15 protein-coding genes and 1 pseudogene are annotated in these 12,496 nt (G+C 37.3%); 13 read left to right on the forward strand and 3 right to left on the reverse strand.

Going from position 1 to position 12,496, the window contains the following annotated elements; translation table 11 throughout:
* Nucleotides 1-93 precede the first annotated feature (93 nt).
* Nucleotides 94-657, forward strand: a complete 564-nt coding sequence (pth, locus tag D0T60_RS06055; protein WP_163217261.1) for an aminoacyl-tRNA hydrolase — start codon at nucleotides 94-96, stop codon at nucleotides 655-657.
* Nucleotides 657-1,079 carry an RNA-binding S4 domain-containing protein gene (locus D0T60_RS06060; RefSeq protein WP_163217262.1) on the forward strand — a complete coding sequence of 141 codons (423 nt, stop codon included), beginning with the start codon at nucleotides 657-659 and terminating at the stop codon, nucleotides 1,077-1,079. The genes pth and D0T60_RS06060 overlap by 1 nt, the downstream gene beginning before the upstream one ends.
* 12 nt (nucleotides 1,080-1,091) lie before the next feature.
* Here D0T60_RS06060 and D0T60_RS06065 read toward each other — a convergent pair whose 3' ends face one another.
* The gene (locus D0T60_RS06065; protein WP_163217263.1) at nucleotides 1,092-1,517 is read right to left on the reverse strand and encodes an HIT family protein; all 426 of its coding nucleotides are present in this window, start codon (nucleotides 1,515-1,517) and stop codon (nucleotides 1,092-1,094) included.
* Nucleotides 1,518-1,783: 266 nt separating this feature from the next.
* On the opposite strand from D0T60_RS06065, the gene dnaK reads away from it, so the two are divergent.
* The 9 genes and pseudogenes from dnaK (at nucleotide 1,784) to D0T60_RS06110 (ending at nucleotide 9,797) form a co-directional block, all read left to right on the forward strand.
* A complete protein-coding gene (dnaK, locus tag D0T60_RS06070) occupies nucleotides 1,784-3,694 on the forward strand; it encodes a molecular chaperone DnaK (RefSeq protein ID WP_163217264.1) in 1,911 nt (636 codons plus the stop codon).
* 229 nt (nucleotides 3,695-3,923) lie between these two features.
* The gene (locus D0T60_RS06075; protein ID WP_163217265.1) at nucleotides 3,924-4,472 is read left to right on the forward strand and encodes a helix-turn-helix domain-containing protein; all 549 of its coding nucleotides are present in this window, start codon (nucleotides 3,924-3,926) and stop codon (nucleotides 4,470-4,472) included.
* An 8-nt stretch (nucleotides 4,473-4,480) separates the two neighbouring features.
* Nucleotides 4,481-5,749, forward strand: a pseudogene (locus D0T60_RS06080) (phage integrase SAM-like domain-containing protein).
* Between the two features lie 327 nt (nucleotides 5,750-6,076).
* Nucleotides 6,077-6,442, forward strand: a complete 366-nt coding sequence (locus D0T60_RS06085; RefSeq protein WP_163217275.1) for a helix-turn-helix domain-containing protein — start codon at nucleotides 6,077-6,079, stop codon at nucleotides 6,440-6,442.
* A 305-nt stretch (nucleotides 6,443-6,747) separates the two neighbouring features.
* The gene (locus D0T60_RS06090) at nucleotides 6,748-7,122 is read left to right on the forward strand and encodes an AlpA family transcriptional regulator (protein ID WP_239059501.1); all 375 of its coding nucleotides are present in this window, start codon (nucleotides 6,748-6,750) and stop codon (nucleotides 7,120-7,122) included.
* Nucleotides 7,123-7,185: 63 nt separating this feature from the next.
* Nucleotides 7,186-7,398 (forward strand): hypothetical protein, encoded by a 213-nt coding sequence (locus tag D0T60_RS06095; RefSeq protein WP_163217266.1) that lies wholly within the window; start codon nucleotides 7,186-7,188, stop codon nucleotides 7,396-7,398.
* Nucleotides 7,399-7,429: 31 nt separating this feature from the next.
* Complete coding sequence (locus D0T60_RS06100) at nucleotides 7,430-7,765, forward strand: helix-turn-helix domain-containing protein (RefSeq protein ID WP_239059502.1); 336 nt, start codon at nucleotides 7,430-7,432, stop codon at nucleotides 7,763-7,765.
* Nucleotides 7,758-8,825 carry an AAA family ATPase gene (locus tag D0T60_RS06105; RefSeq protein WP_163217267.1) on the forward strand — a complete coding sequence of 356 codons (1,068 nt, stop codon included), beginning with the start codon at nucleotides 7,758-7,760 and terminating at the stop codon, nucleotides 8,823-8,825. The genes D0T60_RS06100 and D0T60_RS06105 overlap by 8 nt, the downstream gene beginning before the upstream one ends.
* 84 nt (nucleotides 8,826-8,909) lie before the next feature.
* Entirely contained in the window at nucleotides 8,910-9,797 is an 888-nt protein-coding gene (locus D0T60_RS06110; protein WP_163217268.1) for a toprim domain-containing protein, read from the forward strand.
* Nucleotides 9,798-9,848: 51 nt separating this feature from the next.
* Here the strand turns inward: D0T60_RS06110 and D0T60_RS06115 are convergent, their stop codons facing one another.
* Both D0T60_RS06115 and D0T60_RS06120 read right to left on the reverse strand, forming a co-directional pair.
* The gene (locus tag D0T60_RS06115; protein ID WP_163217269.1) at nucleotides 9,849-10,859 is read right to left on the reverse strand and encodes a nucleotidyl transferase AbiEii/AbiGii toxin family protein; all 1,011 of its coding nucleotides are present in this window, start codon (nucleotides 10,857-10,859) and stop codon (nucleotides 9,849-9,851) included.
* The gene (locus tag D0T60_RS06120) at nucleotides 10,852-11,457 is read right to left on the reverse strand and encodes a DUF6088 family protein (RefSeq protein WP_163172352.1); all 606 of its coding nucleotides are present in this window, start codon (nucleotides 11,455-11,457) and stop codon (nucleotides 10,852-10,854) included. The genes D0T60_RS06115 and D0T60_RS06120 overlap by 8 nt, the downstream gene beginning before the upstream one ends.
* Before the next feature lie 85 nt (nucleotides 11,458-11,542).
* Here D0T60_RS06120 and D0T60_RS06125 point away from each other — a divergent pair, with 85 nt between their 5' ends.
* Nucleotides 11,543-11,917, forward strand: a complete 375-nt coding sequence (locus D0T60_RS06125; RefSeq protein ID WP_163217270.1) for a toprim domain-containing protein — start codon at nucleotides 11,543-11,545, stop codon at nucleotides 11,915-11,917.
* A gap of 62 nt (nucleotides 11,918-11,979) precedes the next feature.
* Nucleotides 11,980-12,306: a helix-turn-helix domain-containing protein gene (locus tag D0T60_RS06130; RefSeq protein WP_163217271.1), complete on the forward strand. Its 327-nt coding sequence runs from the start codon at nucleotides 11,980-11,982 to the stop codon at nucleotides 12,304-12,306.
* Nucleotides 12,307-12,496 lie beyond the last annotated feature (190 nt).

Below are 12,496 nucleotides of genomic sequence, written 5' to 3' on the forward strand. Positions count from 1 at the left end.
AGTAGTCGGTATTTGGTAGCTTTTATTTAAGGATATTGTAATTTACTGTCTTTAACTTGTAGCTCTATTTACTAACTCCTAACTACTGAAAGAATGAAATACTTGATTGTAGGATTGGGTAATATTGGTCCTGAGTACCATAACACCCGTCACAATATAGGATTTATGGTATTGGACGCCCTTGCAAAGGCGTCCAATCTTGTTTTTAGTGATAAGCGTTATGGTGCTGTAGTCGATATGCCTTTGAAGGGGCGTCGGCTTATTTTGCTAAAACCATCTACATACATGAATCTGAGTGGTTTTGCGGTTCGCTACTATATGCAGCAGGAGAAAATACCATTGGAAAATGTCTTGGTTATAGTGGATGATCTTGCATTGCCTTTTGGAACTCTACGTTTAAAAGGAAAAGGAAGTGATGCCGGGCATAACGGCCTGAAGCACATTGCTTTAACATTAGGTACTGAAAACTATGCCCGATTACGTTTTGGAATTGGAAATAATTTTCCTAAAGGTCATCAGGTAGATTATGTATTGAGTCCTTTTGATGAAGATGATTGGAGTACGATGCCTGAGCGTTTAGAGGCGGCCGGCGAAATTGTTAAAAGTTTCTGTCTGGCAGGTATCAATATAACAATGAATCAGTTTAATAAAAAGTAATGGAAGCAAGAATCGATAAATGGATGTGGGCAGTGCGCATCTTTAAAACGCGTACTATTGCGGCTGAAGCTTGCAAGAAAGGTCGTATTACTGTGAATGGTGCTTTGGTGAAACCTTCCCGAATGGTGAAATCGAGTGATATTATTCAGGTAAAAAAGCCACCTATTATTTATTCATTTAAAGTATTGCAAGCAATAGAAAAGAGAGTAGGGGCGAAGCTTGTACCTGAGATGATGGAAAATGTGACTACTCCAGAGCAATACGAGTTACTTGAAATGAGTAAAGTAAGTGGCTTTGTAGGTAGAGCTCGTGGAATGGGGAGGCCAACCAAGAAAGATAGACGCAGCTTGGAAGACTTTACTGCTCCTGAGTTTCTGGATGATTTTGATTTTGACTTTGATTTCGATGGTACAGATGAATAATAAAAAAGAGGCTTATAGAGCCTCTTTAATTTTTACTATCATATCTTGATATTCTGCATCTGTCAGATAAACCTTTCCCGGATTCATTTGGAAAGTTGCTCCATAATCGGGACCGTCCACATATTTAGGTGCCAGATGGAAGTGCAGGTGCGATAATTTATCTGAGTATGCTCCATAGTTAATCTTTTCGGGCTGAAAAACTTTATCCATGGCACGGGTAACGCGAGTAACGTCTGCCATAAATGCGTTTCTATCTTCGTCGCTTAACTCGAACAAATCGTTTACATGATCTTTGTATGCTACTAAGCAGCGGCCGTGATAAGTTTGTTCTTTAAATAAGAATACACGTGAAACGCTTAAAGGAGCAATTTCAATCATTAAATTATGCAGTGTTTCATTGTTTTGGCAGTATAAACACTCTTGCGGATTACTTTTCATGATATTTTAAAATATATAGTTATAGAGCAAAAATAGCTGTAAGTTTTGAGTTAAATGTAGATTAATTGGTCTTTTCTATAATATTTTTGCTTTTTTCTGACTTTCTGTCATAAAAACTGTCATTGTATAACTGCAGATAATAAAATAATCTGCCGAAAAAACATTCTTTCTGCGGAATTTGTTTTGGCATAGGGTTTGTTTCTATAATGGCGTCTACTTTAGACCGAAATAATGAGATTATAAACGAAATATTAAAATATAAAATTATGGGAAAAATAATTGGAATTGACTTAGGTACTACAAACTCTTGTGTTTCTGTATTTGAAGGTAACGAGCCTGTAGTGATTGCTAACAGCGAAGGAAAACGTACTACTCCTTCTATTGTAGCATTTGTAGATGGTGGCGAACGTAAAGTAGGTGATCCTGCTAAGCGTCAAGCTATCACAAATCCTCAAAGAACTGTATTCTCAATTAAACGTTTTATGGGCGAGAATTGGGAACAGGTGCAAAAAGAAATTTCGCGTGTGCCTTACAAAGTAGTAAACCAAAATAATATGCCACGTGTAGATATTGATGGACGTTTATACACTCCACAAGAAATCTCAGCAATGATTCTTCAAAAAATGAAAAAGACTGCTGAAGATTATTTGGGTCAGGAAGTTACTGAGGCTGTAATAACTGTGCCTGCTTACTTCTCGGATTCACAACGTCAAGCTACTAAAGAAGCTGGTCAGATTGCAGGATTAGAAGTGAAACGTATTGTAAATGAACCTACTGCAGCAGCTTTGGCTTATGGATTAGACAAAGCTCACAAAGATATGAAAATAGCTGTGTTCGATCTTGGTGGTGGTACATTCGATATCTCTATCCTTGAATTTGGTGGTGGTGTGTTTGAAGTACTTTCTACAAATGGTGATACTCACTTAGGTGGTGACGACTTTGATCAGGTAATTATCGATTGGTTGGCTCAAGAGTTTAAGAATGATGAAGGTGCTGATTTGACTAAAGATCCGATGGCGCTTCAGCGTTTGAAAGAAGCTGCCGAAAAAGCAAAAATTGAATTGTCTTCTTCAACAAGTACTGAAATTAACCTGCCCTACATTATGCCGGTAGATGGTGTTCCTAAGCATTTAGTGAAAACTCTGACTCGTGCTAAATTTGAATCTTTGGCTCATGGATTGATTCAAGCTTGTTTGGAGCCTTGTAAAAAAGCTATGGACCATGCAGGTTTAGGTAATTCGGATATTGATGAAGTAATTCTTGTTGGTGGATCTTCGCGTATTCCTGCTGTACAGAAGTTGGTGGAAGATTTCTTTGGAAAAGCTCCTTCAAAAGGTGTAAATCCGGATGAAGTAGTAGCTGTTGGTGCTGCTGTGCAAGGTGCAGTTTTAACAGATGAGATTAAAGGTGTAGTATTGTTGGATGTTACTCCGCTTTCAATGGGTATCGAAACTCTTGGTGGTGTAATGACTAAGATGATTGATGCAAATACTACAATTCCTGCTCGTAAAACAGAGGTGTATTCAACTGCTGTAGATAACCAATCAGAAGTAACAATTCATGTTCTTCAGGGTGAGCGTCCGATGGCAAATCAGAATAAATCAATAGGCCAATTTAATTTAGCTGGTATTGCTCCTGCGCGCCGTGGTGTTCCTCAAATTGAAGTTACATTCGATATTGATGCCAATGGTATCTTGAAAGTTTCTGCAAAAGATAAGGCTACTGGTAAAGAACAAGCTATTCGTATTGAAGCATCCAGTGGCTTGAGTAAGGAAGAAATTGAAAAAATGAAAGCCGAAGCCGAAGCTAATGCTGAAGCTGATAAGAAAGAACGTGAAAAAATTGATAAGCTGAATCAGGCTGATAGCATGATATTCCAGACAGAAAAACAACTGGAAGAATTGGGTGATAAATTGCCTGCTGATAAGAAGGCTCCAATTGAAGCTGCCTTGAATAAATTGAAAGATGCCCACAAAGCACAAGATTTAGCTACAATTGATACTGCAACGGCTGAATTAAATGCTGCTTTCCAAGCTGCAAGCGCTGAAATGTATAACCAAAGTGGTGCGCAGCCAGGAGCGGAAGCAGGACCTGACATGAATGCAGGACAGAGTAATGGAGGTTCTTCGAATGATGGAGATAATGTGCAGGATGCTGATTTTGAAGAAGTCAAATAGAGCGGATAATTATCGATAGGTAACGATAGCTGTAAATAGATGAATGGGGTGTAACTCAATGAGTTATGCCCCATTTTCTGTTTTATATATTTTGTTATATGTATTGTTATATTCGCATGTTTCGCTTATATTTGTACCTTATTTGTATCTGTACGAAAAAGGTGATAATGTTGTACGATATGATACGTATCTCTAAATATGCGCATAATTAGACTAAAGTAATGATGATATGGCCAAAGCTAAATTTCAAATAGAAAGACGTTGTGAGGTGTGCGGAATGCCATTTCTTGCAAAGACGATAGAGTCCAGGTATTGCAGCAATAAGTGTACTCAGAAAGCTTATAAACGTCGTAAAGCGGAAGTGTTGAAGAATGAAGCTTTAAGTAAAATTGCTGAGAAGGTAGATGATACACGTGAGTATATTACGGTTAAAGAAGCTATGGCTATGTATTCGGTTGGAAGAACTTCTCTTTACCAATATATACGCAGTGGAAAGATACCAAGTATTAATTTAGGAAAGCATCTTATTAGGATTAGACGACAGGAATTAGATGAGTATTTTCCTAAGCGGAATTTTGCAAACAATGATGTAAAGCGATTGCCGAAACTTTATAATATGGAGCCGGAAAATTGCTATACTATCGGTGAAATTGCAGAGAAGTTTCATATGGATGATAGTACCGTTTATCTACATATTCGCAAGTATAGCATTCCTACTCGTCAGATAGGGAATTATGTATATGTGCCAAAGTCTGAAATTGATAATCTGTATAAATGATGTAGAGTATGAAAAAAGCATTTGATCACACTCGTGTTTCTGTCAAGCTTCGTAAGTCTACGAACTATGAAGTATGGCATCTGTATCTTGAAGCTTACCCAGTGTATGAACAAGGTAATAAAAAGCCTACACGTGTTCGTGAATATATCAATCGATCTATATCTACTCCTTTATGGGATAAGAATAGGAAAGCTCGTACTGGTTCTGACGGTACAGTTTCTTATAGGCCGAAGCGTGATGTGAATGGTATTATTCAATGTAAGTCAAACGTAGACCAGCAAACTTGTGTCTATGCTGACAAAATCAGAGATATCCGTCAAAGAGAATATGATAATGCCTTTCTTTTTACAGACGCTGAAGCTGCTCAAGCGGAACAAAATGAACGTTCTCAGTGTAACTTCATTGAGTATTTTAAACAGGAAAGTGCTCGGCGGCACAAAACGAACTCTGAATCCATTGTCGTAAACTGGGAAAGGGTTTATGAACTGCTTAAGATTTTTATCCAAGGTGATACTATACTTTTTGCCCAAATGGATATTCATTTGATTGAAGAATTCAAAAGATTCCTTATCACTGCACCACAGGGTGGAAATAAGAGTGGAATCATTTCTTTAAATACGGCTTCTACTTACTTTTCTATTTTTAAAGCAGCCTTGAAGCAGGCGTTTATTGACGGTTATCTGACGATAGATTTGGCATCTAAATCAAAAGGTATAAGAGGGCAAGAAAGTCGACGTGAATACTTGACAGCAGAGGAGTTGAACAAGCTGGCGATTACTCCGTGTGATAAGTTTGTTATGAAGCGAGCTGCGCTGTTTTCTGCACTTACCGGTCTTCGTCATTGCGATATTCAAAAGCTGAAATGGGAAGAAATACAAAAGGATGGTGATGAGTATAGGTTGAATTTTACGCAGCAGAAGACTAAAGGGGTGGAATATATGCCGATTTCAGAACAGGCTTATAAATTATGTGGTGAGCCACGAAAACCGGAGTATCTAGTCTTCCCGGATTTGCCAGATCCATCCTGAATTTCCAGACCTTTGAAACAATGGATCAAATCTGCTGGTATCACAAGGAACATTACTTTTCATTGCTTTCGACATACCTATGCTACTTTGCAATTGGCAGGAGGTACTGATATTTATACGGTTAGTAAAATGTTAGGGCATACTAATGTGAAAACCACCCAGATTTACGGTAAGGTTGTTGACGAAAAGAAAAACAATGCAACAGAGGCAATCCATTTAAATGTGGATGTAGACAAAATAAAAGACTGAAGAATTATAGATTTAATTGAAAACAGAGCCATTCATACTTAAAATAGTGAATGGCTTTTTTTATTCTTGTTTATCTATTGTGATAATGAAAATATGATGAAAGGCTAATGGCGTCTTATGATATGAATCATTATAGTGTGTCATTCGTAGATTTTACATTTTAAATATTCATTGAATATCAATGTGATGAAAAAATAGAGGTGATGATTCGAATATGCTAATGATGTTGATATTAATCAGTAGCAAATCAGCATTATTCTTTTGTGTTCTTTTGCGGTGAAATCAAGATAATCAACGATAAGTATAACAATGAAAATCTATACATTCATGGATGAAGAAGATATTAAATTTGAGGATTTGCCAAGAGCAATATCATGGATGATAAATGAACTGACAGAACTAAGTCAGAAAATAGACGGTATGAGGAATCAGCATGTGGCTCCAACTCAAGAGTCGGACAAGTGGTTTAATTTGCAAGATTTGTGTGCCTACCTACCTAATCATCCAGCTGAGCAGACGGTATATGGATGGACCAGTACAATGAAAATTCCTTTTCATAAAAACGGAAAGCATATTCGATTTCTTAAATCAGAGATTGATGCATGGCTTTTGGGTGACAAGAATAAATCGGATAAAGAACTGAATGAAGATGTGAAACAGTATATTTTGTCTAAAAGAAACCGTAAATTCTAACGAATGAGCCAGTTTTTATCATTCAGTATACCATCTCACTAATAATGCAATTATTAAAGTGTAATCTAATACATGGTGTGTAAAAAGTGTTTGCAAACCAACTAGGGAGAAAACTGACCAAATAGCAGTCGGTTGAAGAAATAACAAAGAAGTCATTAAATAATAAAGAAAAGCCTGATAATATGCTTGGTAATAGGTAAGTGTCAATGTTGATCTTGTAGTCTTAATTTGATCGTACTTTAATTTTGCCCTTCGTAACCGGTCACAATATAACAAAGATTAAATCAATTAAAAAATAACAACAAATGGAGCAAACGGAACCAATGAGAGAACCAGATTCTATAAATATGATTCAGCTTAGGCTTACAGAACGTGTGAAGCAATTGGAGGATATAATAGGAAAGTTGGGTCCCATAGAAATTCTTCTAAAACGGATAAAATACATAGAGGATCACCTTTTTATGACAAAGGAAATTCTTTCATTAAATGAAGCCAGCGACTTTCTTAATGCTTCCAAAAGTCAACTTTATAAGTTGACTAGAACCTTAGCTATACCTCACTATAAACCAGGTGGAAAGGCTATCTATTTTTATAGAAGTGAGCTTCTGGAATGGGTAAAACAAAATCCTGCCAAGGTAACAGTAAACAAAGGGGATATGAAAGATATCAATGTGGGATAGATGATAGATAAGATTTTATTTCTTAACAGATTATCAATGAGCAGTGTGCATTATACAAACGATATGGAACAAATACATGACTCTTTAATGATGGTGGTATCTTATTTACCATATCTATTGATGGGTGTGCTTTTGTTGATTATCGCCTCGCTTTTATTTCATCTTTATGAAATGAATTTTTCTAAAGAAGAAAATGTGTTTCGTTTTATAAGATCATTTTTGGGAGATTGTATATTCCTGATGCTGGTATTGATGCTTTTATTATTCCTTTATTAGTTCATAACCCCAAAGAAATTAAGTAGTAACAATGGAAAAGAAAAATGTGGAAGATGTTGGAGGTTCTACTATGTGCTCCGCCTGTTTATTGAAACTAAGTTATATTATCGAACGGATGGAAAAAATAGAGAGTGCCCTTTATTGCATTAAAGGTACACTTAACTTCAAGGAAGCACGCGAATATCTCGACCTATCCAATAGTCAGCTTTACAAGTTGACAAGGAATGGAGACATACCGTATTATAAACCGACCGGCAAATTGATCTATTTCAATAAACAAGAACTGGATGAATGGGTGTGTCGGAATCATTCAGAGACGAATGCAGAATGTGGAAGAATAAAAGAAAAAGATTCAAATCATGATTGAGAACAAAAAGATAAGTTTGGGTGAAGATATAGACGAAAGTGCCTTTGAGCAGATTTTGAAGTTTATCCGACTCAGAGTAACGGATGTTTATGCTTATCCGCCGGAGATAGTACAGGTGGATGGTATCACCATTGCCACGCTTGGAAACTTCAGCGCATCGACCGGAAAGCCGAAGAGCAAGAAAACGTTCAACGTATCGGCTATCGTGGCTTCTGCATTATCAGGTGAAGAGGTACTGCGCTACAAGGCAATCTTACCGAAAGAAAAGCATAAAGTGCTGTATGTGGATACAGAGCAGAGTAAATGCCATTGTCATAAGGTGTTGGAGCGAATACTGACTCTGGCAGGAATGCCCACTGACCGTGAAAATGAGCGACTGGAGTTTTTTATGCTGAGAGAGTATTCACCCAAACATAGAAGGCAGATCATTAACCTTGCACTGGAAACAGATCCGAATATCGGGTTTGTGGTAATTGATGGGATTCGTGATCTCATGTACGACATCAACAACCCCAGTGAGTCAGTAGAGCTTATCAATGACCTGATGCGGTGGTCTAGTGTGCATGACCTGCATATCCATACGGTGCTACATCTTAATAAAGGTGATGACAATACCCGTGGGCACATAGGTACTGAATTAAATAATAAGGCTGAAACCATACTCCAGGTCACGAAAAGTCCGTTTGATAGTAGTATCAGTCAAGTGAAGGCTATGCATATCCGGGAAAAAGAATTTACTCCGTTCGCCTTTAAAATCAATAATGAAGCACTGCCGGAACTGGTGGATAACTATGCGTTTGAGACAGAACGTAAACCTCTCTTTGAAGTATTGACGGAAGAGCAGCATGTGAGTGCATTGGAGAGTGTGTTTTCGGAGGGCTCAATTGTTGGTTATGAGAATATGCTCAAAGCTCTGCAAAAAGGTTATGAGACCATCGGTTATAAACGGGGACGGAACGTGTGCGTGGAGCTGAACAAGTACCTGATGGGAAAAGGGGTAATAACCAAGAAAGACAAGACTTATTCTTACGAACCTAAAGCCTTTGATAATGAGGAGTGAATATCGAATGGAAACAAGTTTAGTTTACTCCGGGGCTATATATGGTAAATTAATGTCGAACTGCTTAAATACCAAAGAAACATTATGAACATTGCTCAGATAAAACAAATAGATCTGGTAGACTATCTGAGAGCTATCGGCTTTTCACCAACAAAGGAGTCGGCTAAGTCGGCCTGGTATCGTGCTCCTTATCGAGAAGACAGAACACCGTCATTCAAAGTTAATAAAGACAAAAATCTATGGTATGACTTTGGTACGGCTCAAAATGGTGACATCATTGATTTGGCAGAACTGCTCTATAAATCAAAAGACGTATCCCGACTGCTCAAACTCATCGAGAACGCAGCACCGGCTCTGGCTCCCCGAGTCAGAACACCTATATCCCCGAATGGAGAACGGCTAACGGATCAGTTTAGAAATGTAAAAGTGGTAGACTTGAATCATGAAGCATTGAAATCATATCTGCAATCCCGTGGTATTGATTTGAATATTGGGGAATGCGAATGTAAGGAGGTTCATTATGCCTGTTATAAAAAAGAATATTTCGCTGTAGCCTTTCCGAATATAGCCGGTGGATATGAAATCCGCAATCCTTATTTTAAAGGTTGTATTGCACCGAAGGATATATCCATTATCCGAAAGGCGGATAGATTAAAACGGGATTGCTGTTGCCTGTTTGAGGGTTTTATGGATTACCTCTCCTATCTGACATTAGTGAAATTAGGAAGAATAACTGAAGGGAGCGAAACTCCGGATTATATTATTCTGAACTCGGTCGGTAATATTAGCAGGGGCATCGAACCCATTAAAAAATATGAAGTCATTCATTGTTATCTCGACAATGATGATGCCGGAAGACGAGTTGTGGACACCCTGCAAGAATTGTTGGGTAGTAAAGTACAGGATATGTTTGCTGCATATCCGCTCTATAAAGACCTGAATGACTTCTTACGAAATAAGAAGAAAATCTGATTGAACGCTTCTGACTTCTAAAACAAGCTCCTTTCCTCCGGGAGCTTGTTGCTACTCTGTGCCTCTGAATAACATTTCCAATTCCTTCATCCTTTCTATTATAGTACTGAATTTCGGTTTTTCTCCATATATCATAGATGTTTGCATGTCTGAATAATCCTTTTCCCATACTGTCAGTATGTCGTCACCAGGTACAAGAACTATTCTTTTTCTTATATCAGGGTTATAGTCTATATCTTTTACAGATGTGAATATTTCCCTATGGTGTCGTATTGTTTCCCATAGCTGGTCATTCTTGATGGCTTCTTTTGCAAAATTCTTCTCCATCATTATTGCCAAGTCATACATGTGTCGGGATTTTCTGTTAGCTTTTTCTCCATGCCCTTTTATAGAAAACAGTTCATGTAGTAGAAATGCCTTTTCTAAAAAAGTTTTCCCAGCTATGGCGGTATTTATTTCTGAATCTATGAGAGTTGTTTCTATGGTTGGAAATTCTTTCTCAACCATGCTTTGTACTTTAGTTGTCTCGTATGGTTCCATCAGTGAGCGTGCACCGATTTCCAACATAACGACAGTTTTCAGATAATCCAGTTCGGTTGGTAAAACACTCTCATATTTTATCCATATTTTTCGAGGTTCTGGATAGGTATTGTTTTCCTTACCATTGGGTTCTACCTCTATGGTGCACAAATCCCCCAAGCCACATTCCTTTATTGCCTTATTCAGTTCCGGATAGAATTCATCTTTTACAAAAAGAGACGAACTTTTTCTAAGTTTCTTTATCTGTTTTTTGGTTAAATCTCCTTTCATTCCAAATTTTGCAGGATCTACAGCAAGGTCTATGTCTTCTGAAAATCTGTTTATTAATCCCCATACCTTTGAAATTGAAGTCCCACCCTTGAATGTTAAATTGGTGGCAAATGAAAGACTGAAAGTTATCTGGAGCATGGCAGTTACCCAAATGTCCTTTTCGATAGCTTGCGCCGGCAACCCGATTTTATTTTCTGCTGCCTGAAGCACTTTTTGTTGTTGGTCTTTTGTAAGTTTGAAATAATTATTCATAGGTGCTAGTTATTAAATTCCTGATCCAAACAGGCATAAGTGGCAAGTCTTTTATGAGTGACTCTTTCGGCTCATGCTTTAATAGTTCATGGATCTTTTTAATGTTTTCTTCTTCCAGGTTCTCCTTTCCCAATGCTTTAAGTGCAAAGGTAATCAGCATAGCCAGTTTGCTTGTAAATGCCAAATTTTTGGGAGTTGTACGTTTGAATGTTATTTTCCTTCCATTGTACATTTCAAGGTGTCTTGCGGAACCGTCGGTCAGATAAACATAGTTCATGGGAACCTGTGTGGAAAGTCCTAACACATTCAATGCATATATTCCTGTAGGTACAATTCTTGCCTTATCTCTCTTTGCTAAGGCGTTTGCTACATCATCAAGTGATGGCATAAGTATGCCTAGCCCTAATTCTTCATCCACTTTGGGATAGCAATATATTCCTTGGGCAATCCTTACGATTTTCTCTTCTTTGCATAATCGCACCAAAGTTTGCCTTATGGCATCAGAAGAGCCAAGGTCTATAAAATCATCCGGAAAGAAGATACTTCCCTTTCCTAATGATTCAATTCTTTTTTCTATTTTTGATGCTACATTATCCATGTTCACCTCCTTTTGTCACAAATTTATTATTTATTTGTGACTGAACAAAAAAATAAAGTATTAATTTTTATCTTCTGTCACAAATATGAGCTGTATTTGTGACAGAAACCGCTTTTTAAATTCAAAAGCATGTGCGATTTTTCGAAACACTCTGGTATTCAGAAGGAGTTTTATTGAATTCCTTTTTGAAACAGGAAGTGAAATATTTGGCATTATTAAAGCTAGCAATAGTAAACACTACAAAGAAAGCATCCATAATAGACGATATAATATCGTTACCATCGAGCCCATTAAAAAATATGAAGTCATTCATTGTTATCTCGACAATGACGATGCCGGAAGGCGGGTTGTGGATACCCTGCAAGAATTGTTGGGTGGTAAAGTACAAAATATCTTTGCTGCATATCCGCTCTATAAGGATCTGAATGACTTCTTACGAGATAAGAAGAAAATCCCATAATAATAGTAATATATGGATATTATTTATTTAATTTGTGATTAAATAGTAATATTATACCATATATGAATAATACAGACTATATTACCAACCAAGATATTATGCTACTTTTAGCGAAGCGCATAAAGGAGTACAGGCTTGCCGCACGGATGAGTCAAAAGGAAATGGCGGAGAAATCCGGTGTTAGTCTTGCGACAATAAGCCATTTTGAACAGGGCGTCAATCAGAATATGACCCTGAATAATTTCATATCACTGTTGCGGATAATAGGCATGGAGCAACGTATAAGTGATTTACTGCCTGAGTTGCCCATGCCGCCAATGGCACTTAAAAAAATAAACAAACTCATTCCCAAAAGAGTAAGGAGGAACAATAATGATACAAAATCTTGATGTGTTTTTATGGAACCGGAAAGTAGGTACATTAATAGCCTATAAGGAGAGATATACAGAAAAAGTAAGTTTCTATTTCGATAATGACTTTATAACCTGAGTTCGGGATAAGAAAAGTTTAAAAAGAATGGGTAATCTCCGTTTTATTTATTATCTTTATGGTTGACAATCAATCAGTTAACAAATAAAC

The organism is Bacteroides sp. 224, assembly GCF_010500995.1.
Taxonomy (GTDB): Bacteria; Bacteroidota; Bacteroidia; order Bacteroidales; family Bacteroidaceae; genus Bacteroides.